This window comes from Zoogloea sp., from assembly GCF_017302315.1.
Lineage (GTDB): Bacteria > Pseudomonadota > Gammaproteobacteria > Burkholderiales > Rhodocyclaceae > Zoogloea.
The window spans coordinates 37,769-63,020 of sequence record NZ_JAFLDT010000004.1 but is presented as its reverse complement, the minus strand read 5'-3'; the positions used below and the strand labels follow the sequence as shown (position 1 = coordinate 63,020).

23 protein-coding genes and 1 riboswitch are annotated in these 25,252 nt (G+C 65.7%); of the genes, 10 read left to right on the top strand and 13 right to left on the bottom strand.

Annotated features, from left to right (window positions below; all coding sequences use genetic code 11):
* The first annotated feature begins 58 nt into the window (after nt 1-58).
* Nucleotides 59-1,594, top strand: coding sequence for a murein biosynthesis integral membrane protein MurJ (murJ, locus tag J0L98_RS02505; protein WP_296409872.1), 1,536 nt, complete (start codon nt 59-61; stop codon nt 1,592-1,594).
* Between the two features lie 60 nt (nt 1,595-1,654).
* A complete protein-coding gene (locus J0L98_RS02500; protein WP_296409871.1) occupies nt 1,655-2,284 on the top strand; it encodes a YbhB/YbcL family Raf kinase inhibitor-like protein in 630 nt (209 codons plus the stop codon).
* Nucleotides 2,285-2,328: 44 nt separating this feature from the next.
* On the opposite strand, the gene J0L98_RS02495 is transcribed toward J0L98_RS02500, so the two are convergent.
* From J0L98_RS02495 to J0L98_RS02465, 7 genes are all read right to left on the bottom strand, one after another.
* Nucleotides 2,329-3,582 (bottom strand): 6-phosphofructokinase, encoded by a 1,254-nt coding sequence (locus J0L98_RS02495; RefSeq protein ID WP_296409869.1) that lies wholly within the window; start codon nt 3,580-3,582, stop codon nt 2,329-2,331.
* A gap of 74 nt (nt 3,583-3,656) precedes the next feature.
* On the bottom strand, nt 3,657-4,310 hold the full coding sequence (adk, locus tag J0L98_RS02490) for an adenylate kinase (protein ID WP_296402728.1): 654 nt from the start codon (nt 4,308-4,310) through the stop codon (nt 3,657-3,659).
* Nucleotides 4,311-4,357: 47 nt separating this feature from the next.
* Nucleotides 4,358-5,131 carry a 3-deoxy-manno-octulosonate cytidylyltransferase gene (gene kdsB / locus J0L98_RS02485; RefSeq protein ID WP_296409867.1) on the bottom strand — a complete coding sequence of 258 codons (774 nt, stop codon included), beginning with the start codon at nt 5,129-5,131 and terminating at the stop codon, nt 4,358-4,360.
* Between the two features lies 1 nt (nt 5,132).
* Nucleotides 5,133-5,321: a Trm112 family protein gene (locus tag J0L98_RS02480; protein ID WP_296409865.1), complete on the bottom strand. Its 189-nt coding sequence runs from the start codon at nt 5,319-5,321 to the stop codon at nt 5,133-5,135.
* Nucleotides 5,302-6,312, bottom strand: coding sequence for a tetraacyldisaccharide 4'-kinase (gene lpxK / locus J0L98_RS02475; RefSeq protein ID WP_296409863.1), 1,011 nt, complete (start codon nt 6,310-6,312; stop codon nt 5,302-5,304). Before lpxK ends, J0L98_RS02480 begins: the two co-directional genes overlap by 20 nt.
* 9 nt (nt 6,313-6,321) lie before the next feature.
* Nucleotides 6,322-6,744, bottom strand: coding sequence for a biopolymer transporter ExbD (locus tag J0L98_RS02470; protein ID WP_296409862.1), 423 nt, complete (start codon nt 6,742-6,744; stop codon nt 6,322-6,324).
* Between the two features lie 9 nt (nt 6,745-6,753).
* Complete coding sequence (locus J0L98_RS02465; RefSeq protein WP_296409860.1) at nt 6,754-7,359, bottom strand: MotA/TolQ/ExbB proton channel family protein; 606 nt, start codon at nt 7,357-7,359, stop codon at nt 6,754-6,756.
* A 299-nt stretch (nt 7,360-7,658) separates the two neighbouring features.
* Here J0L98_RS02465 and xseA point away from each other — a divergent pair, with 299 nt between their 5' ends.
* The 8 genes from xseA to J0L98_RS02425 all read left to right on the top strand — a co-directional run bounded on the left by xseA (nt 7,659) and on the right by J0L98_RS02425 (nt 20,060).
* Nucleotides 7,659-9,062: an exodeoxyribonuclease VII large subunit gene (gene xseA, locus J0L98_RS02460; protein ID WP_296409859.1), complete on the top strand. Its 1,404-nt coding sequence runs from the start codon at nt 7,659-7,661 to the stop codon at nt 9,060-9,062.
* A gap of 53 nt (nt 9,063-9,115) precedes the next feature.
* Nucleotides 9,116-9,703, top strand: a complete 588-nt coding sequence (locus J0L98_RS02455) for a Fe-Mn family superoxide dismutase (protein WP_296409858.1) — start codon at nt 9,116-9,118, stop codon at nt 9,701-9,703.
* Between the two features lie 165 nt (nt 9,704-9,868).
* A riboswitch (cobalamin riboswitch) is annotated at nt 9,869-10,121 on the top strand.
* 142 nt (nt 10,122-10,263) lie between these two features.
* Nucleotides 10,264-12,276, top strand: a complete 2,013-nt coding sequence (locus tag J0L98_RS02450; RefSeq protein ID WP_296409857.1) for a TonB-dependent receptor — start codon at nt 10,264-10,266, stop codon at nt 12,274-12,276.
* Nucleotides 12,277-12,320: 44 nt separating this feature from the next.
* Nucleotides 12,321-12,929: a MotA/TolQ/ExbB proton channel family protein gene (locus tag J0L98_RS02445; protein WP_296409856.1), complete on the top strand. Its 609-nt coding sequence runs from the start codon at nt 12,321-12,323 to the stop codon at nt 12,927-12,929.
* Nucleotides 12,907-13,248: a DUF2149 domain-containing protein gene (locus J0L98_RS02440; RefSeq protein WP_296409853.1), complete on the top strand. Its 342-nt coding sequence runs from the start codon at nt 12,907-12,909 to the stop codon at nt 13,246-13,248. Before J0L98_RS02445 ends, J0L98_RS02440 begins: the two co-directional genes overlap by 23 nt.
* Nucleotides 13,232-17,215, top strand: coding sequence for a cobaltochelatase subunit CobN (locus tag J0L98_RS02435; RefSeq protein WP_296409850.1), 3,984 nt, complete (start codon nt 13,232-13,234; stop codon nt 17,213-17,215). Before J0L98_RS02440 ends, J0L98_RS02435 begins: the two co-directional genes overlap by 17 nt.
* Nucleotides 17,209-18,894 carry an adenosylcobinamide amidohydrolase gene (locus J0L98_RS02430; RefSeq protein WP_296409848.1) on the top strand — a complete coding sequence of 562 codons (1,686 nt, stop codon included), beginning with the start codon at nt 17,209-17,211 and terminating at the stop codon, nt 18,892-18,894. Before J0L98_RS02435 ends, J0L98_RS02430 begins: the two co-directional genes overlap by 7 nt.
* Nucleotides 18,891-20,060, top strand: coding sequence for a PepSY-associated TM helix domain-containing protein (locus J0L98_RS02425; RefSeq protein ID WP_296409846.1), 1,170 nt, complete (start codon nt 18,891-18,893; stop codon nt 20,058-20,060). The genes J0L98_RS02430 and J0L98_RS02425 overlap by 4 nt, the downstream gene beginning before the upstream one ends.
* A gap of 38 nt (nt 20,061-20,098) precedes the next feature.
* Here the strand turns inward: J0L98_RS02425 and J0L98_RS02420 are convergent, their stop codons facing one another.
* The 6 genes from J0L98_RS02420 to J0L98_RS02395 form a co-directional block, all read right to left on the bottom strand.
* Complete coding sequence (locus J0L98_RS02420) at nt 20,099-20,968, bottom strand: alpha/beta hydrolase (RefSeq protein ID WP_296409844.1); 870 nt, start codon at nt 20,966-20,968, stop codon at nt 20,099-20,101.
* A 10-nt stretch (nt 20,969-20,978) separates the two neighbouring features.
* The gene (locus J0L98_RS02415) at nt 20,979-21,656 is read right to left on the bottom strand and encodes a dienelactone hydrolase family protein (protein ID WP_296409841.1); all 678 of its coding nucleotides are present in this window, start codon (nt 21,654-21,656) and stop codon (nt 20,979-20,981) included.
* A gap of 173 nt (nt 21,657-21,829) precedes the next feature.
* Nucleotides 21,830-22,267 (bottom strand): hotdog fold thioesterase, encoded by a 438-nt coding sequence (locus tag J0L98_RS02410; protein ID WP_296409838.1) that lies wholly within the window; start codon nt 22,265-22,267, stop codon nt 21,830-21,832.
* 44 nt (nt 22,268-22,311) lie between these two features.
* Nucleotides 22,312-22,731: a PaaI family thioesterase gene (locus tag J0L98_RS02405; RefSeq protein ID WP_296409835.1), complete on the bottom strand. Its 420-nt coding sequence runs from the start codon at nt 22,729-22,731 to the stop codon at nt 22,312-22,314.
* Nucleotide 22,732: 1 nt separating this feature from the next.
* The gene (locus tag J0L98_RS02400) at nt 22,733-23,482 is read right to left on the bottom strand and encodes an ABC transporter ATP-binding protein (protein ID WP_296409833.1); all 750 of its coding nucleotides are present in this window, start codon (nt 23,480-23,482) and stop codon (nt 22,733-22,735) included.
* Nucleotides 23,479-25,239 (bottom strand): branched-chain amino acid ABC transporter ATP-binding protein/permease, encoded by a 1,761-nt coding sequence (locus tag J0L98_RS02395; protein WP_296409942.1) that lies wholly within the window; start codon nt 25,237-25,239, stop codon nt 23,479-23,481. Before J0L98_RS02395 ends, J0L98_RS02400 begins: the two co-directional genes overlap by 4 nt.
* Nucleotides 25,240-25,252 lie beyond the last annotated feature (13 nt).

Sequence of the window (25,252 nt, the reverse complement as noted above, 5' to 3'; positions counted from 1 at the left end):
ATAAGCCGCTAACATCAACAGTCTTTGCCCTCGCAACGCCCCCGACTCCATGGCCTCGATGAACCTCCTCCGCGCCCTCGCCACGGTCAGCGGCATGACCCTGCTGTCGCGCATCCTGGGGTTTGTACGCGACTTCGTGCAGGCCCGGGCCTTTGGCGCCGGCATCGAGATGGACGCCTTTGTGGTGGCCTTCCGGCTGCCCAACCTGCTACGCCGGATGTTCGCCGAGGGTGCTTTCTCCCAGGCCTTTGTCCCCATCCTCGCCGAGTACAAGAACAAACGGGGAGACGAGGAAACCCGCCGCCTCATCAACCATGTGGCCAGTGCCCTCGGGCTGGTGGTGCTGATCGTCTCCATCCTCGGCGCCCTGGCCGCACCGGCCATCATTTACGCCACGGCCCCCGGCTTCTCGGCCGATGCCAGGAAGTTCGAACTGACCGTCGAGCTGACCCGCATCACCTTCCCCTACATCTTCTTCATGGCACTGGTGGCCCTTGCCGGCGGTGTGCTCAACACTTGGAGCCGCTTTGCGATCCCGGCTTTCACGCCCGTACTGCTCAACCTGTCCTTCATCGTCATGGCGCTGTTCGCAGCGCCCTATTTCGATCCACCCATCCTCGTACTCGGCTGGGCGGTCTTCATCGGCGGACTGGCCCAGGTGCTGCTGCAACTGCGTCCGCTGGCGCAGATCGGCATGCTGCCGCGTTTCTCCCTTGATTTCTCCGACCCGGGCGTAAGGCGCATCCTCAAACTCATGGGCCCGGCCATGCTGGGTGTTTCGGTAAGCCAGATCTCCCTGCTGATCAATACGGTCTTTGCCTCCTTCCTGCCCAGCGGCAGCGTGTCATGGCTGTATTACGCCGACCGCCTGATGGAGTTCCCCGCCGGCATGCTCGGCGTGGCCCTCGGCACCATCCTGCTGCCCAGCCTCTCCAAAATGCATGCCGACGAGCAGCCCGCCGAGTTCTCGGCCCTGCTCGACTGGGGTCTGCGCCTGACCCTGATGCTCACCCTGCCAGCCTCCCTCGGGCTGGCCCTGCTCGCAGTGCCCCTGATCAGCACCCTGTTTCACCATGGCGCCTTCGGTGCCAACGATGTCCTGCAGACCCGCAGCGCTCTGATCGCCTACAGCATCGGCCTGACGGGGCTGATCCTGGTGAAGGTGCTGGCGCCCGCGTTCTATTCCCGTCAGGACGTGCGCACCCCGGTGCGCATCGGCATCTTCTCGCTGGTCATCACCCAACTGATGAACCTCGTATTCATCGGCCCCTTCCAGCATGCCGGTCTGGCCCTGTCCATCGGTCTGGCCTCCTGCGTCAATGCCGGCCTGCTTTATCACGGTCTGCGCAAACGCGGGGTCTATCAGCCCCTGCCTGGCTGGGGGCGTTTCGCCGGAAAACTGGTCATCGCCCTGCTGGTGTTGGGTGCCTGCGTGCATTTCGCAACAGGTAGCGACAGCCTGTGGCTGAGCGCCTCCGGGGTCGAACGCGTGATCCGTCTGTGCGCCCTGGTGCTGGGTGGAATCGGTGTGTACTTCGCCGTGCTGTTCGCACTCGGCTTCCGCGTCAGGGACTTCCGCCGTCGCGGCGCCTGAGCCCCAACGCATCGGTCAAACTTGGCTAAAATCAGCGGAATCACAGGGGAGACCACAACAATGCAAGTGACCAGCCAGAGCTTTGCCGACGGTGCCGTGATTCCCGGCACCTACACCTTCTGCATCCCGGCCGCCGAAGGGCACGTCTGCCTCGGCAGCAACCGCAATCCGCAACTGAGCTGGAGCGGCGCGCCGGCCGGTACCCGCGGCTTCGCCGTGATCTGTCACGACCCGGACGTGCCCAGCCGGGGCGATGATGTCAATCAGGAAGATCGGCAGGTGCCCGCCGACCTGCCGCGGACCGACTTTTTCCACTGGGTTCTGATCGACCTGCCTGAAACAACCAAGGCCATCGCCGAAGGTGAGCATTCCCGCGAGGTGACCCCGAACGGCAAGCCCGGTCCCGACCGGCCGGACGGCAGCCGCCATGGGCTCAACGACTACACCGGCTGGTTTGCGGGCGATGAGCAGATGAAGGGCAACTACTTCGGCTACGACGGCCCCTGCCCGCCCTGGAACGATTCAATCCGCCACCGCTACGTGTTCACGGTGTATGCCCTTGATGTGCCTACGCTGGCCGTCTCCGGGGCATTCAATGGGCAGCAGGCACGCAACGCCATGGCCGGACACATACTGGCCCAGGCGAGCCTCACCGTCACCTACAGCCTGAACCCCGCGGTCCCGGCCTGAAGCCCTTGCCACCACACCACCCCTGACACGGTCGCGGCGCCCTCTCAGGGCTCGTATTCGGGCAGAAGCCGCGCCAGCAGGGGAAGCTGAAGGTGCAGGTAATCGGGGAGCCCGTCCACAAACGGGGGCAGATCTTCGCCAGCGATCAGGGGGCGACACCAGTTCCGGAAATCATCCGTCACCCCCAGGCCGTCCGCCGCGATGAAGTCCGGAGGCAACGTGCGCTCGAGATTGGCGACTTTCTCAAAGGCCGCTTGAATCGTGCGCCAACGATAGGGCCGGCCCGACAGACGCTTGATCCCGATGACCCCGCCCGCCCCGGCGAGAGCCCTCCGCACAGCGGCCTTGCCGACGGCAAAGGCTTGATTGGTGTCCGTCCTCGAAGCCAGATGGCGGGCCGCTCGCTGAAGGTAGTCGGCTACCGCATAGTGCACCTTGTAGCCAAGCTCCGAGTGGATCCGGTCGGCAATGGCCTCCCCCGCGCCACCCAACTGGACATAGCCTTTGGGATGCTGCGCCTGCATGGACAGGATCTTCCCATCGGTACCCCGCAGCCCCTCCGCCACGACGATCGCGCATGACCCCAGCCGCTCCACCGTCTCGCGGACCCGCGTCATGAACGGCACCTCGTCGAACGGAACCTCGGGCAGCAGGATGATGTGGGGGGCACAATCCGGGCTGTCGGCAGCCAAGGCACACGCGGCGGCAAGCCACCCTGCGTTGCGCCCCATCACCTCCAGGACGAAGGCCCGCCCACCGGTGGTGGTCATGGCATTGAGATCCAGCCCCACCTCCCGTACCGAAGTAGCGAGATACTTTGCAGCGGAGCCAAAACCCGGGCAGCAATCGGTGTGCACGATGTCGTTGTCGATGGTCTTCGGCACGCCGACCACCGTCAGCGGGTAGCCACGATCCCGGGCCGCGGCCTGAATCTGCCGACAGGTCTCCATCGAGCCATTGCCGCCGTTGTAGAGGAAGAAACCGATGTCGTGGGCCGCCAGCACCGCAAACAGGCGGTCGTACTGGGCCGGGTTGCGCTCTTCCGGGTCCAGGTCGAAACGACAGGATCCGAATGCTCCGCCCGGTGTGCAGCGCAAGCGCGCAAGGTCATCAGCCGAAATGTCAGCGGTATCGACCAAAGCTTCCCGCAGTACGCCCAGGATGCCGTTGCGTGCCGCCAACACCCTGCCGATGCGTCCTCCCGCCTCGCGGGCAGTGGCGATCACCCCGGCAGCGGAGGCATTGATCACCGCCGTCACACCCCCCGACTGGGCGTATAGAAGATTTCTGGCCATCACTTGATACCCGAAACGGGACCCCTGAAAAAAAGGCCGGCCATGAAGGCCGGCCCCTGACCGCGACGGAACGAAGCTTACTTCAGCGCCTCGAACGCCCGCTCGCGAATCTCGTCAACCTTGCCGAGACCGGCAATCTTGCGGTACTGCGGTGCGTTTGCATCGCCATTGGCAGCCCAGTCGGAATAATAGGCCACCAGCGGCTTGGTCTGGGCGTGATAGACATCAAGACGCTTCTTCACCGTCTCTTCCTTGTCATCGTCACGCTGGATCAGCGCTTCACCGGTTTCATCATCCTTGCCCTCGACCTTGGGCGGATTGAACTTGATGTGATAAGTACGGCCGGACGCCACATGGACCCGACGGCCGGACATGCGACCAATGATCTCTTCGTCCGGCACGTCGATTTCAAGCACGAAATCGATGGGCACGCCCGCAGCCTTCATGGCTTCTGCCTGGGGAATGGTGCGCGGAAAGCCGTCAAACATGTAACCGGACTGGCAATCAGCCTCCTTCAGCCGATCCTTCACCAAACCGATGATGATGTCGTCGGAAACGAGGCCGCCGGAATCCATGACCTTCTTGGCCTCGATGCCCAGGGGCGTACCGGCCTTCACGGCTGCACGCAGCATGTCGCCCGTGGAGATCTGCGGAATACCGAACTTTTCCTTGATGTAATTGGCTTGGGTGCCTTTGCCGGCGCCCGGCGGTCCCAACAGAATCAGACGCATGTCTTTCCCTCCTCTGGTTATTGTCGATGCGACATGGGATTGCGAAACTATCGCGAAACTTCCGCTACGTCAAACGCCCGGCGGACACGCTCCAGATCTTCGGCCGTATCCACACCGGCCGGCGGAGCATGGTCCAGCACCATCACCCGGATGGGAAAGCCGTGGGCCATGGCACGTAGCTGCTCCAGGGCCTCCCACTGCTCAAGGGGCGAGGCCGCAAGACTGGCATAGCGCTTGAGAAAACCTGCCCGGTAGGCGTACAGCCCGATATGCCGGTAAGCCGGCAAGCCGACAGGCAGCGCCCCGCGGTCGGCGGCGAAGGCGTCGCGCGCCCAGGGGATCGGCGCCCGGGAAAAATACAGGGCGCGACCCCGCGCATCGAGCACCAGCTTGACCACGTTCGGGTTGAAGAACTCTTCGGCGGACAGAAGAGGATGGCAAGCGGTGGCGATGGCCGCCTCGGCATCAGCGGACAGGGCCGCCGCCACATCGCCGATGAGCCCCGGCGGAATCAGCGGTTCGTCGCCCTGCACATTCACAACCACCACTTCGTCGGACCAGCCCAGACGGGTCGCCACTTCGGCGAGGCGATCAGTGCCCGAAGGATGTTCGGCCGCCGTCAGGATCACACGTCCGCCGGCCTGCTCCACCACGTCGGCGATCCCCTGGTGATCGGTTGCCACCCAGACCTCATCGGCCCCCGCCTCCCGCGCCCGGTCAAGAACCCGCAGGACCATGGGCTTGCCGAGAATGTCGAGGAGTGGTTTACCGGGCAGACGGGAAGACGCATGACGCGCCGGAATGACGATCTTGAAGCTCATGTCAGCGAGCCTGGGCCAGCTCTTCCTCGGACAGCGGACGGGCTTCATCTTCAAGCATCACCGGAATGCCATCGCGAATCGGGTAAGCAAGCCGGGCACTGATGCTCCACAGCTCCTGCCTGTCTTTCCGGAAGTCGAGCGGCCCCTTGGTGATCGGGCAAACCAGGATTTCAAGCAGTCGGGGATCCATCGAGCTTCTCCACAATCAGTTCTGCCGCGCCGGGCGCCACCTGCGCCCGGACCGGCCACACCCAGCTATCTGCCGGGGCGAAAGGCCCGCATTTTACCGCATCCTTCTCGGTCATCAGCAGGACATCGCCTTCTTCGATGGCCACATCCGCCGGGGTGTAGCCATGGTGGTCAGGAAACGGCCGTCGTTCGACGTTCAGACCCATGGCCTCGACCTGCTCAAAAAAACGCTCCGGCCGGCCGATGCCCGCCATTGCCCAGACACGACGCCCGCGGAAATGCCCTGGGTCGCAGCGGTCATGACGGTTCGCCACCCGCTCGAAGGCATCACCGACGAGGGAAAACTCAAACACCGGGACCCGGTCCAGTCTGCCCCTCAGCCCGGCGGAAAGCGCTCCGTGTGCCATCACCAGGGTGCTGGTGGCGATCCGTCCGACCCCCTCCCGCAAGGGGCCGGCAGGCAGACGAAGGCGGTTGCCGAGAATCGCCTCATCCACCACCACAATCTCCACATCCCGCCCCAGGCGATAGTGCTGCAGGCCATCGTCCGCGATGATCACATCCACACGCCCGTAGCTGGCAAGCAAGGCACGCGCTGCAGCCGGCCGGTCGCGCCCAACAAACACCGGGCACTGCGACACTGCCGCCATCAGAACCGGCTCGTCCCCGAAACACGCAGGATCCCCCCCCGCCTTCACCTCGGCCACGCCTTCGGTGCTGCCGCCATAGCCCCGGCTCACAATGCCCGGCGTGAAACCCCGTGCTTTCAACTCGGCGGCCAGCCACAGGGCCACCGGTGTCTTGCCACTGCCGCCCACGGCGATGTTGCCAACCACGATGACAGGCACCGGCAAGCACTCCACGCGCAGCAGGCCGGCCCGGTAGAGCCAGCGCCGCACACCGGACAAAAACGCGAACAACAAGGAAAGGGGAAGCAGGGCGAACGCGGTCACGCCCCGGTGCCGCCAGAATCCAGGGGCGCTGCGTGGCATGCGTCAGCGTCAGCGCGGGGCCGCCTGGGTGGCGAAAGAAATGTGCACCAGTCCGGCCTGCTGGGCGGCCTGCATTACGTCGATGACGCGCTGATGGGCCGCTTTGGCATCCGCATTGATGATCACCACAGGATCCTTCGCGCCGGGCGGCACCACCGCCTGCATGGCCGCGACGATCGCCTGAAGGCCGGCACCATTGACCGGACGCTTGTTGATGACCACATCGCCGACCGCGTTGACAGCCACATTGATTTCCACCGCCTTCTCGCTGCTGGCCTGGGCATCCGCCGTGGGTAGATTGATCTCCAACCCGGCAAAACGCGAATACGTGGTAGTCAGCATCAGGAAGATGATGATCACCAGCAACACGTCGATCAGCGGGATCAGGTTGATTTCCGGCTCTTCGCGGGAGCGGCCACGGCCAAAGTTCATGTCCGCCCCTCAGCGACGCTCGCCGTGGATCATCTCAACCAGACGGATGGCCTGCTGCTCCATCTCAATGACCAGACTATCCACCGTGGCGCGGAAGTGACGCCAGAAGATCATGCTCGGAATCGCGATCACCAGGCCAAAGCCGGTGTTGTAAAGGGCGATGGAGATGCCCTGGGCCAGCTGTTGGGGATTGGAACCACCCGGGGCCTGGGACCCGAAGATCTCGATCATGCCGACGATGGTACCGAACAAGCCCATCAGCGGGCTGATTGAAGCGATGGTACCCAGCGTGGTCAGGAAACGCTCCAGGTCGTGGGTCACGGCGCGACCGGTTTCCTCGATGGACTCCTTCATGACCTCCCGGGAACTGCGCACATTGCGCAGGCCGGCGGCGAAGACCCGCCCGAGGGGCGAGCTGAGGGCAACGCGATTGATCATCTCAGGCGTGGCACCGCCCTGGCGCAATTCCACAACCACCTTCTCAAGGAGCCCGTCCGGCAGGATCTTGCTGCGGCGCAGGGTGATGAGCCGCTCGATGATCAAGGCCACGGCCACGACGGAAGCAAACAACAAGGGCCAGATGGGCCAGCCTGCAGCCTGGATGATGGCGAACACTCGAGCACTCCTGGGAATCCAATCAAGCGCATGAATGTAACCCGGCGAACATCCCCTAGGCAACAGGCTTTACCTTCGAGACAATCCACAGAATCTGTGGATAACTTTGTGGATTAAAGGCTGGTGATGCCCCTAAACCCGCAGTCCATAAGGCTTTTTAGTCCTCGGATCAAAAAATGAGCAGCAAAAACACTCTTTTAAAATCAACAACTTACGTATTTTCCCGCAAGTCAAGCCCGCATCCGGGATTTTTTTTGACAGTTCTGGCATGAATGTGGATTCCGGTAGAATCGCGCACCATGAATCCGCCCCTGACAAATCCCGGGAAAGACGCGCCCGACGTGGTTTCCGTGTCTTGGCTGAACCGTGCGGCCCGGGAAGCCTTGGAGGGCAGCTTCCCCCTGATGTGGGTTGCCGGCGAGGTATCCACGCTCACCCGCGCCGCGTCCGGGCATCTCTACTTCACCCTCAAGGACGATCAGGCCCAGGTTCGCTGCACCATGTGGCGCAACCGCGCCCAGTTGCTTCCGTTTCGCCTTGAACACGGCATGCGGGTCGAAGTGCGCGCCCTTGTCACCCTGTTCGAGCCCCGCGGTGACTTCCAGCTCAGCGTTGAAGGCGCTCGCCATGCGGGGGTCGGCAATCTCTTCGAGGCCTTCCTGCGCCTGAAGGCCCGACTGGAGGCGGAAGGGCTGTTCGATGCGGCAGTCAAGCGCCCTCTGCCCCGCTTTCCCCGGGGCATTGCTGTTGTCACCTCGCCCCAGGCCGCGGCCTGGCGTGACGTAACGGCAGCCCTTGCAAGGCGGGCACCCCAGATACCCCTGACGCTCTACCCCACCCCGGTTCAGGGCGAAACCGCACCCGCCCAGATCGCCGCCGCAATCCAACGTGTCGGCGCGCGCGCCACCCTGGACGGCAACGACCTGCTGCTGCTGGTGCGTGGCGGCGGCAGCCTCGAAGACCTGGCAGCGTTCAACGACGAACGGGTCGCCCGCGCCATACGCGCCTGCCCGCTGCCCGTGGTCGTGGGCGTTGGTCACGAAACCGACTTCAGCATCGCCGACTTCAGCGCCGACCTGCGCGCCGCCACGCCGACCGCAGCCGCCGAACTGGCCAGTGCAGGCTATTTCGAGCTGCGTGAGGGCCTCCCTCAGCTAACAGCACGATTGCGCCGGAGTATGGAGCGACGCATCGATGCCGCCGCCCAGCGCCTCGACCGTGCTGCATCACGACTGACGCACCCACGCCAACAGCTGGAACGCAGCCGTCTGCGCCTCGCCATCCTGGATCAGAGTCTGCGCGCCAGCATGGCCCGCCACCTGGCCAGCCGCCAGGCGCGCGTCGCGGGTCTGGGCCTACGCCTCAAGGCAGGGCGCCCCGACCCCACCCGCAAACTGGCCGACCTGGATGCCCTGGGTCAGCGTCTGCAGCGTGCCACCCAGAGCCTGCTGGCACGTCACCAGGCACACGTGGCCGCCCTGCAGCAGCATCTCACCCACCTTGATCCGCGGGCCGTTCTGGCCCGCGGCTACAGCATCACACGCCATGCCGACGGCCGGATCGCCCGCAGCGTGACCAGTCTTTCTCCGGGAACCGCCATCTACATCGAAGTCCTCGACGGCACCGTGGCCGCCACCGTCGATCCGGTACAGGGAGACCTCCTGGACGCTCCAGACAAAACCCCTCCAGGATTGTGCATTTGAGCGAATCCCGACTAGAATAGTCGGGCAATTTTCCAAACCCCGGAGAACATCAAATGGCTCACACCCTGCCCGAACTGCCCTACGCCAAGAACGCCCTGGCTCCGCATCTTTCCGAAGAAACCTTCGACTACCACTACGCGAAGCACCACAACGCCTACGTGGTCAACCTGAACAACCTGATCCCCGGCACCGAGTACGAAAACCTCTCCATCGAAGAGACTTTCCTCAAGGCACCGGCTGGCGGCATCTACAACAATGCCGCCCAGGTGTGGAACCACACCTTCTTCTGGAGCTGCATGAAGCCGAACGGTGGTGGTGCTCCCAGCGGCGCGCTGGCTGACGCCATCAACGCCAAGTGGGGCTCCTTCGACGAGTTCAAGAAGGCCTTCCAGGCCTCCGCCGTGGGTAACTTCGGCTCCGGCTGGACCTGGCTGGTGAAAAAGGCCGACGGCACCGTCGACATCGTCAACACCGGCGCTGCCGGCAACCCGCTGAAGACCGGCGAAGGCAAGCCCCTGCTGACCATCGACGTGTGGGAACACGCCTACTACATCGACTACCGCAACATGCGTCCGAAGTTCGTGGAAACCTTCCTGGCCAGCCTGGCCAACTGGGATTTCGCCTCCGCCAACTTCGCCTGAAGCCGGCCGCCCCGGCCCGGTCATCCGGGCTGAGGCAATGCAATAAGGGAGCCTTCATGGCTCCCTTATTGCATTGGAAGGCAGAACATCCGAGGTATGGCCTAGCCCTTTCCACGCCTTTCCCAGCTTCCCCACGCATGTCCGCCGGCCTGCATTTGTCGCTATAATCCGCGCCGAGCTTCAGGTGCCCGGGGAATTCCACCCCGGGTGAAACGGGAACGAGGTGCGCGCCCCATTCAGGGCGCAAATCCCCGGCTGCCCCCGCAACGGTAAGCAAGTACGGAAACATCTGGGTGGTCTCGAACCACCAGTCACTGGGCCGCAACGTGGTGTCCGCCCGGACATGCGCGATCAGCCTGGGAAGGCGATGCTTCAAATCTTGCAAGCCCGGAGACCGGCCTGTCGCCAGTTCGCCGTCACGCCCTGCGTGGTGGCGCTTGACCATGGACTGTCTGCGGGGTTGCGGATGGCGACAGGTACGGCATGGCCCGCGCACGGGTCACGCCGGGATCGTTCATGTCGTCCAGAGAGCGTGCAGGCAGTCGAACAGGAGTTTGACCTTGCACGGAATCCGTTCACTTTCCCTCACCCTCGTCGCGTCCTCCCTGGCCGCCGGTTGGGCCCAGGCCCAGGATCCGACCCAGCTAGACACCGTTGTCGTCACCGGGCGCCGGGCCGAAGCCCGCCTGGACGACACCCCCCAGCGCATCGAACTGGTCAGCACCGAGGACATAGATCGCACGCCCTCCCGGGAACTGACCGACGTGCTCAAGAAGCACACCAGCGTTGATGTCATCCAGTACCCCGGCAACCTCTCCGGCATCGGCATCCGGGGCTTCCGGCCCGAGTTCTCGGGCATCAACAAGCGCTCCCTGCTGCTCATCGACGGCCGTCCGGCCATGGCCACCAACCTCAGCCTGGTCAACATGGATCAGGTGGAACGCATCGAAGTTCTCAAGGGGCCCGCGTCGGCCCTGTACGGCTCGTCCGCAATGGGCGGCGTGGTGAACCTGATCACCCGCCAGCGCAGTGGCCCTATCGGCGGCTACGCGCAGATCGCCGCCGGACGCTTCGACACCCACGAGCTGCGCACCGCCATCGGGGGCAGCCTGAGCGAACGCCTCGATTTTGACTATGCCGGCTCGTTGTTCGAACAGAACGCCGACTTCCGGACCGGACAGGGAACGCGACGCCCCAACACCACGTACAGCCAACAGAACCACGCCCTGCGCCTGGGGCTCAAGTTGAGCGATGACTGGCGCATACAGGTCAACAACGAACTCTATCGGGGGCGCGACATTGCCACTCCCGGCGACCTTGCCAGCGGCACCAACTCCCAGACCAACAAGGACATGGACCGTGAGGGCACCGACCTCAAACTGACCGGTCGCATCGGCGGCCACCAGATCACGACCCGGACCTTCTTCGGCACCCAGTCCTATGAGCAGTACAAGAAGACCAGCACCACAGCAGCCGAACGGCCCTACCTGCCTTTTCGCAGCTTCGCCGAGGAACTGGACTACCGCGGCTGGCAGATCCAGGACCAGTGGACCTGGAACGACCATCTTATGACCGTGGTCGGCGTGGATCAGGAGAGCGTCCGGCAGAAGACCTTCGGCTACAACGCCAACGGCACCCGCAAGGCCCCAAGCAGTGCCAACAATGAACGTCGCAGCCTGGGGGTGTATGCCCAGAACACGCTCTACCTCAATCAGGGCAACACCACCGTCGATTTCGGTCTGCGCCATGATCGCATTGAGACCGAGACCTTCAGCACGCCCCTGCTGAACAGCTTCACCCCCGGCAAGGCCGACTTCACGACCAACAACCCCAGCCTGGGCTTCACCCACAAGCTCGGAGGTGGCATACGGGTGCACGGCACGGTGGGCAAAGGCTTCGTGCCACCCTCAGCGCTGGAGCTCACCGGCTCCGCACTCACCGTCAAAGCCGGCAAGGACGATGTCCTGGCGGGCAACGCAGGCCTGCGTCCGGAGTCCAGCGTCACCTGGGACATGGGCCTTGAATGGCATGCCGGTGCGTTCTTCACCGACCTCACCGTATTCCGGACCCGCGTCAAGGACCGCATCACCCGCGTCCAGGTAGGCGAAGACACGGACAACCGCTACTTCTCCTACACCAACGCCAACAGCGCCCGCATGGAAGGGCTGGAATGGAACGGGCGCTGGAAGGCCAGCGACAGCCTCACAATGAGTCTGGCCGGCACCCATTATTTCCGTCGAACCGAGGAGATCGGCGGAATCCAGAGCGAGATCCGCAACGTCGCCAACAACACGGTGCGCGCGGCGGGTGACTACCAGTCCGGCGCCTGGAGCAGCCGATTTGGCCTGCGTTATGTGGGGCACTTCCAGGACAACGACTGGAACGGCAACAGTGCCAGCATCATTCGCTACGCGCCGTTTGCGGTTGCCGATCTGTCCGTGCGCTACCGCTTCGACCGCCACAGCTCCGTCTCCGTGCTGATCGACAACTTGTTCGACCGCTATTACTCGGAGAAGGGTGGCTACCCCCTGGCCGGACGAAACGGCCGCGTCGCCTACCGTCTCGACTTCTGACCGACCCGGCCTCGCCCACCGCGGGGCCGACCTGGAGACTCCCCATGGACCTCATCGCGCTGATCGAACGGACACTCTACGAAGTGTCCACCGCGCTCTATCTGCCCGTCATCGGCGGCTGCGCCCTCCTCGTGGCCTACATGCCACTGCAACTGGGCATTGCACTGCACGACGGCTGGCTCCGCAGGCGCGGCCACTTCATGGAACGACAGGCCTTTCTGACCGACCTGTCCCGCCTGCGCAAGACGGGCCATCCGGCCAGACGCCTCGCCATCGACGTCGAGCGTCTGCTCCAGGCCCACGAACTGAACCTGTCCCGCCGCCTCGACCGGATCCGCTTCGTGATCAAGGTCGGCCCCGCCCTCGGGCTGATGGGCACCCTCATCCCCATGGGCATTTCGCTGGCAGCCCTCGCCGAGGGCAACATACCCAAGATGGCAGGTAGCATGGTTACTGCCTTCACCGCCACCGTTGCCGGCCTGGGCGCGGGTGTGCTGGCCTATCTGATCGCCCTGTCCCGGGAGCGCTGGGCGCGGGAAGACGTCCGCGAAATGGCCCACGCCGCCGAGCTGACCATTGCGGGCCAGCAGGCGGACACCCCAGCACCTCACCTGATGGAGGGAGCCGACGATGCGCTTGCTGCAACGCCGTAGACGCTTTGCCCTGGACGGTGAGGCCCTCGAAGACCCCATCGCGGGTGTCGCCAACCTCTTCGATGCCAGCATCGTCTTCATCGTCTCGATGATGATCGCCCTGTTCATGGCCTACAACATGATGGACCTGCTCGACCCGAGCTCCGAGGTGACCATGGTCAAGAAGAACGCCAAGGGGGAAATGGAGATCGTCACCAAGCGCGGAAAGGAAATCAAGGTATCGAAAGTCACCGACGAGAAGCTCTCCGGTCGGGGCGAACGCCTGGGCACCGCGTACAAGCTGCCGGACGGGAGGGTGGTCTATGTTCCCGTCGACTAAGTTCCTCGCCCCCCTCTGCCGTGCCGCGTTCGCGCTGATGATCCTGCTCGCGGGCACCGTCGATGCCCGCCCCCTGTCCGTGGTGCTCTTTCCCGGCGACCCGTCCATGCAGACGGCGGTGAACGCGGTCCGCCAACTCCGGCAGGACAAGGCCCTCAAGGATGTGCGCTTCCGGATCGTCTCATCCAGCAGCCCGGGCAAGGACGACATCGATGCGCTCGCCCGGGCCGACGTGGGCCTGATCTACAACATGGGCCGGGAACTCGCCAATACGCTTGAACCCGCCGTGGCCAGCCTGCGTGAACGCAAAGCCCACGCCTATGCCGTCGGAGCACCCTATGAAGAGGGCGAACAGCGCATCGGCCTGACCCGGGACGAAACCCTGCGGGAGTACGCCCAGGCCGGCGGCGCCGACAACTACGCGGCCATGATCCGTCTCATGCTCGCCCGGGACTTCGGCCTCCCCCTTCAAACAGTGCCCCCACGCCCTTTTCCCGCCATCGGCATCTGGGCACCCGGCAGCGGCGAAGTGTTCGACCGCTTCGAATCCTTCCGTGACGCCTATCTCCGCCGTCACCCCGACCGGAGCGACCGCCAGTGGGTGGGCCTTGTCTTCAACCGGGTCACGGCCCAGGCCGGCAGCTCCCTGCTGCTTGATGCCATGATCAAGGCCATCGAGGTACGGGGCTTCAACGTGATCCCGGTGTTCGGCTACCCGTCGGAAATACCGGCAGAGCGCTTCCTGCTGGACGACAGGGGCCGGGCACGCGTGGTGGCCATCGTCGGGCTGGCACTCAAGATGGGCAACGTACCCGCCAGGACCATTCCGGTCATGCAGCACCTGGATGTGCCCGTCATCAACGCCATCTCCCTATATAGCCAGTCCCGCGAGGAGTGGGAGGCCTCCCCCCTGGGCCTGTCGCTGATGGAACGGGCCTGGCAGCTGTCCGGCGCCGAGTTTGCCGGCGCCATTGCCCCCACCGTCGTAGCCAGCAAAGAGCGGTTGAAGGACAAGGAGACCGGCATCGAATACCTCACCGAAATGCCGATCCCGGAGCGCATCGACCGCCTGGCCGACAGGGTACGGAGGTGGGTGAGCCTGCGCTATGAGCTCAATTCCCTCAAGCGCGTCGCAGTGATCTACTACAACTACCCCCCGGGCAAGGAAAACGTCGGCGCGGCCTACCTCAATGTACTCCCCCGCTCCCTGTGGCAGATCCTCGGTCGGCTGGAACAGGAAGGCTATGACACCCATGGGCGCCCGATAAGCGAAGACGCCCTCTTTGAAACCCTGCGTGAACACGGCACCAACATCGGCAACTGGGCGCCTGGCGCACTCGAGAAGCTGGCCCGGGGCGGCCAGGCGGTCCTGATGCCGGTCGCGGAGTATCGGCGCTGGTTCGACCGTCAGCCGGCGGCCCTGCGGGAAGCCATGGTCAAAGCCTGGGGCGAACCCGAGAAATCCACCGTGATGCTGTGGCGCGACCCCAGGGGCACGCCGCACTTCGTCTTTCCCGCCCGGCGCTTCGGCAATCTGGTCTTTGCCGCACAGCCCTCCCGGGGCTGGGAGGGCGACCCCAAGAAGATGTACCACGACGTCGCCCTGCCCCCTCACCACCAGTACCTTGCCTTCTACCTGTGGCTGCAAAAGGGTTTCAAGGCCCACGCGATGGTGCACGTGGGCACCCACGCCACCCACGAATGGCTGTCGGGCAAGGAAGTCGGCTTTACCGCTGCAGACCCGGGCGAAGCCATGGTGGCCGACGTACCGCAGCTCTACCCCTACATCATGGATGACATCGGCGAGGGCCTGCAGGCCAAGCGGCGAGGCATGGCGACCATCATCTCCCATCTCACCCCGCCCTTCGACCGGGCCACCCTCAACCCGGAACTAGTCAGCCTGCGTGGTCTCATCGACGATTTCGGGGTAGCCGCCCAGAAAAGCGAGTCTGCCGCTGCCGCCCGGCTCGGAGAAATCAACACCCTGGCCGGCAAGCTCGGGATCCTCAAGGATGTGGGCCTCAGCCGCCTGGAGAACGCCGAACAGGTAGAGCACCTTGAACACTATCTGAAGGAAGTCTCTGAACAGCACGCCCCGTTCGGCCTGCATACCTTCGGCGTGGCCCCGTCCGAAGCACTGCGGCAATCCACCGCCGCGGCCATCCTGTCCCTCGACCGCAAGCTCGGCGATGCAGAGCGCAGACGCCGGCAAGCCGAGCTGGCCGCCCTGATCGAAAGCAGCGCCCGGGCCGAACTGGACGCCCTGGTGGCAGGTCTGGCCGGCCGCCACGTGGCTGCGGGTCCGGGCAATGACCCCCTGCGCAATCCGGAAGCCCTGCCCACCGGCCGCAACCTCTATGGCTTCGACCCGTCGCGGCTACCCACCCCTGGCACCTGGGACCAGGGCCGGAACCTGGCAGAGAAGTTCATCTCCGACTACAGGCAACGTCACGGCCGCTTTCCCGATCGGGTCGTATTCAACCTCTGGAGCACGGAAGCCATGCGCCATGAAGGCGTGACCGAGGCGGAGATCCTCGCCCTGCTGGGGGTTCGCCCCCGCTGGGACGAACGCGGACGGATCGATGGCGTGGACGTGATTCCCCGCAGCGAACTCGGTCGCCCCAGAGTGGATGTAACCATCGTCCCTTCCGGTCTGTACCGGGACGCCCTGCCCGGCCTGATGCAACTACTCGACGAGGCAGTGAGCCAGGTCAAGGCCTTGCCCGAGGATGACAACCCCGTCCATGCCAATGTGGAGCGCACCCGCAAGCTGCTGGAGGCCCGGGGGATTCCGGCGCCGGATGCCGCCCGTCTGGCCGCCGTGCGCATCTTCACCGAGCCCTCCGGGGCTTACGGCACCGGCGTCGACAACGTCATCCAGGCCAGCAACACCTGGAAGGACGAAAAGGCAATCGCCGATGTGTACTTCAACCGGGTCGGCCACCTGTTCGGCCAGGGCTACTGGGGCGAGCGCCCCGGGGGCGCAGCACTCGCCGTGGACCTCTTCAAGATGGCCCTGAAGGACGCCAAAGCGGCCATCCACTCCCGGGCCAGCAACGTATTCGGCACCCTCGACAACGACGACGTGTTCCAGTACCTGGGAGCCACGGCGATGGCCATCCGCCAGGTCAATGGGCACACCCCCGAGACCTACATCCTCAACCTGGCCGACGGTCAGAGCGGCAAGCACGAAACCCTGGACAAGTTCATGGGCCGGGAGATACGCACCCGCTACACCAACCCCGAGTGGGTCAAGGCCATGCTCAAGGAAGGCTACGGCGGTGCCCGTTTCATCATGAAGGTTACAGAACACCTCTGGGGCTGGCAGGTGACCGTGCCTGAAGCGGTGGATGGCGCCAAGTGGCAGGAGATGTACGAGACCTACGTGGCCGACCGCAATGCCCTCGGCGTCAAGGACCGCTTCCGTGAGGCAAAGAACCTGCTGGCCTACCAGGCCATCGTGGACAAGATGCTGGTGGCCATCAACAAGGGCTACTGGCGGGCCGATGTTGAGGTGAAGGCGCATTTGGACAAAGTGAACCGGGAGCTCATCGCGGAGGCCGGTGTGGCTTGCAACGCCGACTCATGCAGCAGCGAAGCGATCACCGAACTGGCCAGGGCCCAGGACAAGCGCGCCATGGCCGATGCCCTGGCCATGCCGGCCCCGGGTGCCGGCGGGCGTCCCGCTGGCGGACAAGCCGTTGGGGCACCCCCGGCCGGGTCTGCCTCGGGCGCTCAGAGCGCCCCAGCAAACCCGGCCACATCCCCGGCAGCGCCGGCCAAGGCCGAAGGCAGCTCGACAGCTGACGCACCGCAAGATGTAGTGCAGGGCTACGAAATGAAGGAAAAAGACCCCCTCTCCCAGGCCGTGCCACAGCCCGTGGCCTATGCGGCGCTCCTGGGATTTACCGTGCTGGTCGGCGCAGGCATCCTGCTGCGATCGCGGCAAAGGAAAACGCAATGCTGAAATGGAGCCGGCGGGCTGGCCCCGCCCTCAAACGAAGATGCACCCTGTTCGCCCTCGGTGGGCTGATGGTATTCAGCTCTGCCGCCCGAGCCGAAACACTCCCCCTTCCCGGCGCGGTGTCCGCCGAAGCGCGGCTGGAGCGTAGCCAGCGGGAAGGATTGTGGGAGAAGACCCTGGTCGTCACCTTTCCCGAGACGCGCCGCCTCCTATCCACCAGCGACGGCCTCGTGGACAGCCGTGCCGCCATCAACCATGGCGCCCACCCGGAGCTGTGGAAACGTGTTTCCACGCGCTTCAATGGCCGGGACGGACGCGGCGGCAAGACCTACACCGACCACACGCTCGGCGTCACCGCCGCACGCCTCGGGCTAACAAAGGCCGATGTCGCCCACATGGCCACGGCCGCCGACATGGACAACCTGGCCATCGTCACCCGCAGCCATGGCCCGCTCACCGTCACCGTGCTGGCCACGGCGGGCGCCAAGAGCAACGCCATCCGCACCGGCGTGGATGAAGGCCGGTACATCGAAGGCGCCGAGCCCGCGGGCACCATCAACATTCTGGTCCTCAGCAATGTCCGCCTGACTGACGCGGCCCTGGCCCGGGCGCTGATCACCGTCACCGAAGGCAAGACCGCCGCCCTGGAGGATCTGCAGGTGAAGAGCACCTACACCCCCGGCGCGCAGGCCACCGGCACGGGCACCGACAGCATCATCGTGGTTTCGGGCACCCGTGCGCCCACCGCCAGCTACACCGGCGGCCACAGCCGCATCGGCGAGCTGATCGGCAAGGCCACCTACAGCGCGGTGGTCGAATCCCTGGGCAAGCAGAACGGCTTCTTTCTGCCGGGCAGCCGGCGCTTTGCGGACCCACCGTCGGCCCTGCCCAAGCCCAGCGGGCACCTGCGCCTGGCCCTCCTCCACCTGGACCCGACGCCGGGCGACATCGCCGCCAACCGTGCGCAGATCGAAGCCGGCGTCCGCGAAGCCGTCCGTCAGGGCGCCGACTGGGTAGTCACCCCCGAGTTGGCGGAGACCGGCTACAACTTCGCCAAACGCATCGGCACCGACTGGATCGCACCGTTTCCGGACACCTGGATGAGCACCCTCGCCGCCATTGCCCGGGACAACAAGGTGGCCCTGTTCATTGGCTTTGCCGAACGGGATGCACGCCATCACACGCTGCACAACAGCGTCGCCGTGATCGACCGGGAGGGAAAGATCCTCGGCGCCTACCGCAAGCAGCGCGTCCATGGCGGCGCCGAGAGCTGGTCCGTGGCGGGCACCGATGGCCACCCCTTCGTGGTGGATGGCGTGCCCGTGGGGGTGCTGATCTGCGCCGACACGTATGCGCCCGAGCCCGCCGCCCGCCAGCGTGAGCAGGGCGCGGCCCTCCTGATCGTCCCGGCCAACTGGCCACCGGTGGACGGCATGGGGCCGGGCGACGTGTGGGAGCGCCGCTCCCGCGAGACCGGCATTCCGCTTGTCGTCATCAACCGCACAGGGAGCGAGCCGGAGCTGGACTTCACCCACGGCGAGAGCGCCATCGCGGTAGCAGGCCGCCGGCAGTTCAGCTTCAGCACCCCCGCCGGGCGCATGCTGCTGGTGGACTGGAACCGGGCGGACGGCTTCAACCCGCTCACCGGCGCGATCACGCCGGTCCCCAAGGGGGCGCCATGAGACCACGACGCCTGATCGCCCTGCTCCACCGCTACCTCGGGCTCGGCCTGATGGGCTTCATCTTCCTCGCCGCGCTCACCGGCAGCGTGCTGGTCTTCGGCCAGGAGATCGACCGGCTGCTCAACCCGGACATCCTCAGCGCCACGCCGCCGACGCCCGACACCGGGCCCCGCCCCCTTGCCGAGCTCGTGGCCGCCGCCACCGCCCACCAGCAGGCCCGGGACGACGGCCCCTGGCAGGCCGTATCCCTGCTCCCACCGCGGCGTGAGAAGAGCGTCGGCGCCCTGCTCTTCAAGGCCCCCGATCCGGACGCAGAAGGCCGCAGCCGCTTCCACCAGGTACTGGTCGACCCCTTCACCGCCCGGGTACTGGGCGACCGCTCCCGCAGCGGCCACGAGCTTGACCGCCGCAACCTCATCCACCTGCTCAGCGAGATCCACGGCAAGCTGCTGCTCGGCAAGACCGGCTTCTGGATCATGGGAATCGCCAGCGGGCTCTGGGCGCTGACGACCCTGGTCGGGCTCTACCTGTGGTGGCCGGGACACAACAAGCTGGGCCTGGCCCTGCAGATCAAGTGGCAGGCTGGCGCGGCCCGCCTGCATTTCGACCTGCATCGTGCCATCGGTTTCTACAGTGCACCGGTACTGCTGGTCCTGGCCGTGACGGGTGTCTACATGGCCCTGCCCGGCGAGGTCCGCCCCCTGATCGCCGCCCTATCGCCGCTCGATGAGGGCAGGACGCCAAAAGCCGCGCCGTCCGACCGCCCTCCCGTCGACGCCGACGAAGCCGTCCGCATCGCCCGCGGGGTCTTCCCCGACGGCGAACTGCGACGCGTGGGGCTGCCGCGCAGCGCCGACGACAGCTACGCCATCGGCTTTCTGCTGCCCGGCGAGGTGCAACGCCCCACCACCAGTCGCAGCACCGTCTGGGTGGCCGTTCGTGGCGGCGAGATCCTGCGCAGCCTGGATGCCACCCGCAGCAGCCCGGGAGACAGCTATCTCAACTGGCAGACGCCCCTCCATACCGGCACGGCCTTCGGCCTTCCCGGACGGATCGGCGTACTCCTGGGCGGGCTGTTCACTCTGGTCCTCATCTATGCCGGGCTGAGAATGTGGCTCCGCCGCAAGGCCCCCCGCCTGATCATAAGGGCGCCGCTGCGCACCTGAGCGTCACAGGACAAACCGTCCGCGCCTGCGGACGGCACTCACCCGGCGAGAAAGGCCTCCAGCGCCCGCGCCACCTGGACCGGCTGATCGTGCTGAACGTTATGCCCCGAGTCGGTAACGATCACGACCTGGCGATTGCGGAAACAGCCGATGCGGCGCTCAAGCTCCGTCGGATCGTCACCCATCCGCTCGTCCACGAAGCCCCTGTCGGCGATCAGCAACAGAACCGGCACCTGGATCTTGCGCCAGGCCGAAAGGGAATCCTCGATATGGTAGAGGGACGGCCCATGCACCCGGTGCCAGGGGTCGCAGGCCATCTCGATCTGCCCGTCCGGCCGGGGCCGGCTTACCGCGCGGGACAGAAAATCGGCCTGCTCGAGCGTGAGACGCGGATTAACCATACGCAGGCGTCGGGCCAGGGCTGCCGCATCCACATACGGACGCACCTGCGGCCTCGCCGCCACGGCATCCATCCACTGCAACAATTGCATCGGCGCATCCACCTCCGGCGGCGGCCGCAGCCCCAGGAAGTCCAGCATGGCCAGCCGCGCCACCCGCTGCGGGCGCACCGCCGCATAGGTGGCAGCGATGTTGGCCCCCATGCTGTGGCCCACCAGAGTCGCCGGACAATCCGGCGAGAAACGATCGAGCAGCACGTCCAGATCGGCGTAGTAGTCGGGGAACCAGTACGGCCGGTCCAGCCATTCGCTGGCGCCATAGCCGCGCCAGTCCGGGGCAATGATGTGCCAGGGCTGTTCGAGGGCCTCCACCAGAAACTGGAAGGTCGGCGAGGAATCCATCCAGCCATGGAGCAGGAAGAAGGTGGGTGCATCCCGCGGGCCCCAGTGGCGCACATGGTGGCGCAGGCCGCGGATGTCGAGGTATTCGGAGGTGCCGGTATCACGCATCGGCCAGACTCTACAGATGCCGCCCCAGGAAGGCCAGGGTCCGGGCCCAGGCCAGCTCCGCCTGGGCCGGGTCATAGACCTGGGGCCGGGTGGCGTTGAAGAAACCGTGGGCCGCCTCGTAGTGATGGATCTCGGGACGGGCGCCCGCGCCGAGCATCGCCTGCTCCAGCGCGCCGGCCGCCACCGGGGAGCACCAGGTGTCCCGGGTGGCGAAGTGCCCCTGGAAGGGAATGCGGATCTGCGCCGGATCGGCGAAATCCCTGGGCGGAATGCCATAGAAACACACCGCCGCCGCCACCTCCGGCAGATGCACGGCACTGGCTACCGTCAGCGCGCCCCCCATGCAGAAGCCCATCACCGCCACCGGCCCGCTGCCGACCTTCTGCAGATGGGCCACGGCGCCGCGGATATCCTGGAAGGTGGCCCCTGCGAAATCCAGGCCATCCATCAGGTGACTGGCCTCATCCCGATCCTGGGTCACACGACCCTGGAAGAGATCCGGCGCCAGGGCATTGAAGCCGTCCGCGGCGAAGCGATCGACGACACTGCAGATCTGCGGGTTGAGCCCCCACCACTCCTGGAGGACAACCACCCCGGGGCGGTCGGCGCCTGCGTGGGCGAAGTGGCCCTGGCAGAGGCTGCCATCGGGGCGGGGGAAATCGATCAGTCCTGAACGGGCGGGGTGCATCAATCACTCCTCGAAAAAACGCATATACCAGGCTCTCTGTCGGGGGCGACCGTAGGGGCGACTTCAGTCGCCCGCGGACTCCGATCAAGGGCATGCCGGTGATCAATGCGGGGATGGGCGACTGAAGTCGCCCCTACAAGTCGACGCTACAGCGAGGGTTCTGGCGCCTCTACTTACTTGTACTCGCTCGGCTTGCTGAGCACGGCGGCGGTCATGCGCGAGATGCACACCAGCTTGCCTTCCTCGTTGGTGATGCGCACTTCCCACACCTGGGTGGTGCGCCCCAGGTGCAGGGGCCGGGCTTCGCCGTAGACCCAGCCGCCGGTCACCGCACGGACGTGGTTGGCGTTGATCTCCTGGCCGACGCAGTGGTATTTGGCCGGGTCCACCACGTGGGCGGCAGACCAGGAAGCCAGGGTCTCAGCAAAGGCCACCGACACGCCGCCGTGCAGCGCCCCGGCGGGCTGGCGGGTGCGCGGGTCCACGGGCATGCGGCCACGCAGGAAGTCCTCGCCGATCTCGATCAGTTCCATGCCCAGGTGGCCGTTGGCACAGGTGGCGCCGCGGGCATTGACTTCTTCCAGGGTGAAGGGGGCAAACCAGATACTCATTGGGGGTTACTCCATCTTGTTGTTGCCGACGCCTTGGGCGCAGGTCAAAGGATCATCTGGGTGCAACGGTACAACACCAGCTGGCGGCCGGTGGCCTCATCGGTGACCACCGCGTCCCACACCTGGGTCGTGCGCCCCAGGTGCACCGCGGTGGCAACACAGGCAATGGCGCCCTCGGTGAGGGTGCCCAGGTGGTTGCTCTTCAGCTCGATGGTGGCAAAGGAGCGCGCGCCGGCCGGCAGGTGCGCCATGGTCGCATGGCCGGTGGTGGTGTCCGCCAGGGCGATCAGGCTGGCCGCGTGCAGGCGCTGGTTGGGGGCCATGTGCATGGGTCGCAGGGGCATGCGACTGCTCGCCCGCCCCTGCTCCAGGCTCAGGAACTCGACCCCCAGAAAGCCCGGCAGGCACTCCGCCGCATCCCGGTTGAGGCTGTCCACGCTGAGGTCGGTACGCAGGATGCTCATCTCAGTGCTTCGCCCCCAGGTAGGCTTCGATCACCCGCGGGTTCTGGGCCAGCTCGCTGGCCTTGCCCTCCAGGGTCACGTCACCCACCTCCAGCACGTAGCCATAGTCCGACACTTTCAGCGCCGCGCGGGAGTTCTGCTCAATCAGCAGGGTCGCCACGCCGGTGTCGCGCAGGTGGGAGATCACCTGGAAGACCTCGGCCATCACCCGCGGCGCCAGCCCCAGGGAGGGCTCGTCGAGCATCAGCACCTTGGGGTCGCTCATCAGCGCCCGGCCGATGGCCACCATCTGCCGCTCGCCGCCGGACATGGTGCCGGCCAGCTGGTGGCGACGCTCCTTGAGGCGCGGAAAGACGGCGTAGATGCCCTCCAGCCCGTCCCGGTAGGACCAGCCCGCCTTGCGCCGCCGGTAGGCGCCCAGCACCAGGTTGTCCTCCACGGTCATGGTGGTGAACAGCTCGCGCTTCTCGGGTACAAGGGCCAGGCCCTTGCCCAGACGCAGCTCGATGGCATGGTGGGACACGTCCTGCCCCTGGTAAAGCACCTCGCCCTGGGCCTGCCCCTCGCTGGGCAAGGCCCCCATGATGGCGTTGAGCAGCGAGGACTTGCCCGCCCCGTTGGGGCCGATGACGGTGACGATCTCGCCGGCCCGCAGGCTGATCGAGGTGCCCCGCAGGGCCTCGACCTTGCCATAGCGCACGCTCAGGTTGCGGGTTTCAAGAACGGGTTTGCTGTTGTTGTCGGCGCTCATTCGACACCTCCCAGGTAGGCCGCCAGCACGGCTTCATTGTTCTGGATCTCGGCGGGCAGGCCTTCGGCGATCTTGCTGCCGAACTCCATCACCACCAGCCGGTCGGTCAGGCCCATCACGAAGTCCATGTCGTGCTCCACCAGCAGCACCGACATGCCCTCGCCCTTGAGCTGGCGTATCAGGTCCGCCAGGGCCTCCTTCTCCTTCAGGCGCAGGCCGGCGGCGGGCTCGTCGAGGAGCAGCAGCGTCGGATCGGTGCACAGGGCGCGGGCGATCTCGAGGATGCGCTGCTGGCCCAGGGCCAGGCTGCCCGCCGGCGTGTGCATGTGCTCCTCCAGGCCTACCCGGCGGATCTGCTCGGCGGCCAGGAAGAGCAGCCGGGCTTCCTCGTGGCGGTCCAGGCGCAGGGCCGCCGCCAACGGGCTGCTGCGCCCGCGCAGGTGCGCCCCCATGGCCACGTTCTCCAGCACCGACAGGTGCGGGATGAGGTGCACATGCTGGAAGCTGCGGCCGATGCCCATGCGCACGATGCGCCGGGAATCCAGCTGGTCGATGCGCTCGCCACAGAAGCGGATCTCGCCGCTGGTTGCAGGCAGCACCCCGGTCACCAGATTGAACATGGTGGACTTGCCCGCCCCATTGGGGCCGATCAGGCCGACCACCTCGCCGGCACGGATCTCGAAGGCCATGTCCTTCACTGCCACCAGGCCACCGAACTGCTTGCGGGCTTCGTTGACCTCGAGGATCAGCGCCCCGGCCTGGGGCCGGGTCCGGCGCGGCAGGTCGCTGTACCCTTCCGGGGCGATGGCTGGCGCCACCACCTCCGGCTCGGGCGGATGAAACTTCGCCCACACGCCGGCCACCCAGGGCCACAGGCCATCCCGCGACCACAGCAGGAGCAGCACGATCATCACCCCGAAAACCACGATCTCGAAGTTGCCGTTGCTGCCCAGCAAGAGGGGCAGCCAATCCTGTAGCTGGCTCTTCAGGCCGGTCATCACCACCGCGCCGAGGATCGCCCCCCAGACGTGGCCGACGCCCCCCACCACCGCCATGAACAGGTACTCGATGCCCATGTGCAGGCCGAAGGGCGTGGCGCTCACCGAGCGCTGCAGGTGGGCGTAAAGCCAGCCCGACAGGCTCGCCATCAGCGCCGCCAGCACGAAGATCAGGATCTTGTACTGGGCGGTGTGGATGCCCATGGCCTCGGGCATGGTCTTGCCCTTGGCCAGGGCCCGGATGGCGCGGCCGGGGCGGGAGTTGAGCAGGTTGAGCACCAGCATCAGGCAGCCACCGAGGCAGAACCAGATCACCCCGTACATCACCCGCGGTGAAGACAGGTCGATACCGAACACGCTCAGGGCGGGGATGCCCGACAGGCCGTCATACTTGCCCAGGAACTCGATGGTCCCGAACAGGTAATACAGGGACAGCCCCCAGGCGATGGTGGCGAGGGGCAGGAAGTGGCCCGACAGGCGCACCGTGACGCTGCCGATCAGCGCCGCCGCCAGGCCCGACACCACCAGCCCGGCCCCCAGGCCCACCCACGGCGACCAGCCCAGGGTGGTGCTGAGGTAGGCCGTGGTGTAGGCCCCCAGACCAACAAAGGCCGCCTGTCCGAAGGAAGTCAGACCGCCGATGCCGGTGAGCAGCACCAGGCCGAGGGCGACGATGGAGTACAGGCCGATGTAGTTGCCGATGGTGATCCAGTAACCCGGTACAGGCAGAAAGGGAAACACGAAAAACCAGCCGAACATCAGCCACTGGAGC

Coding starts and splice junctions, on each gene's coding strand:
- murJ (WP_296409872.1), top strand. CDS start 59: ATGAACCTCCTCCGCGCCCTCGCCACGGTCAGCGGCATGACCCTGCTG.
- J0L98_RS02500 (WP_296409871.1), top strand. CDS start 1,655: ATGCAAGTGACCAGCCAGAGCTTTGCCGACGGTGCCGTGATTCCCGGC.
- adk (WP_296402728.1), bottom strand. CDS start 4,310: ATGCGTCTGATTCTGTTGGGACCGCCGGGCGCCGGCAAAGGCACCCAA.
- kdsB (WP_296409867.1), bottom strand. CDS start 5,131: ATGAGCTTCAAGATCGTCATTCCGGCGCGTCATGCGTCTTCCCGTCTG.
- J0L98_RS02480 (WP_296409865.1), bottom strand. CDS start 5,321: ATGGATCCCCGACTGCTTGAAATCCTGGTTTGCCCGATCACCAAGGGG.
- lpxK (WP_296409863.1), bottom strand. CDS start 6,312: ATGCCACGCAGCGCCCCTGGATTCTGGCGGCACCGGGGCGTGACCGCG.
- J0L98_RS02470 (WP_296409862.1), bottom strand. CDS start 6,744: ATGAACTTTGGCCGTGGCCGCTCCCGCGAAGAGCCGGAAATCAACCTG.
- xseA (WP_296409859.1), top strand. CDS start 7,659: ATGAATCCGCCCCTGACAAATCCCGGGAAAGACGCGCCCGACGTGGTT.
- J0L98_RS02455 (WP_296409858.1), top strand. CDS start 9,116: ATGGCTCACACCCTGCCCGAACTGCCCTACGCCAAGAACGCCCTGGCT.
- J0L98_RS02445 (WP_296409856.1), top strand. CDS start 12,321: ATGGACCTCATCGCGCTGATCGAACGGACACTCTACGAAGTGTCCACC.
- J0L98_RS02440 (WP_296409853.1), top strand. CDS start 12,907: ATGCGCTTGCTGCAACGCCGTAGACGCTTTGCCCTGGACGGTGAGGCC.
- J0L98_RS02435 (WP_296409850.1), top strand. CDS start 13,232: ATGTTCCCGTCGACTAAGTTCCTCGCCCCCCTCTGCCGTGCCGCGTTC.
- J0L98_RS02430 (WP_296409848.1), top strand. CDS start 17,209: ATGCTGAAATGGAGCCGGCGGGCTGGCCCCGCCCTCAAACGAAGATGC.
- J0L98_RS02425 (WP_296409846.1), top strand. CDS start 18,891: ATGAGACCACGACGCCTGATCGCCCTGCTCCACCGCTACCTCGGGCTC.
- J0L98_RS02420 (WP_296409844.1), bottom strand. CDS start 20,968: ATGCGTGATACCGGCACCTCCGAATACCTCGACATCCGCGGCCTGCGC.
- J0L98_RS02415 (WP_296409841.1), bottom strand. CDS start 21,656: ATGCACCCCGCCCGTTCAGGACTGATCGATTTCCCCCGCCCCGATGGC.
- J0L98_RS02410 (WP_296409838.1), bottom strand. CDS start 22,267: ATGAGTATCTGGTTTGCCCCCTTCACCCTGGAAGAAGTCAATGCCCGC.
- J0L98_RS02405 (WP_296409835.1), bottom strand. CDS start 22,731: ATGAGCATCCTGCGTACCGACCTCAGCGTGGACAGCCTCAACCGGGAT.
- J0L98_RS02400 (WP_296409833.1), bottom strand. CDS start 23,482: ATGAGCGCCGACAACAACAGCAAACCCGTTCTTGAAACCCGCAACCTG.
- J0L98_RS02395 (WP_296409942.1), bottom strand. CDS start 25,239: ATGTTCGGCTGGTTTTTCGTGTTTCCCTTTCTGCCTGTACCGGGTTAC.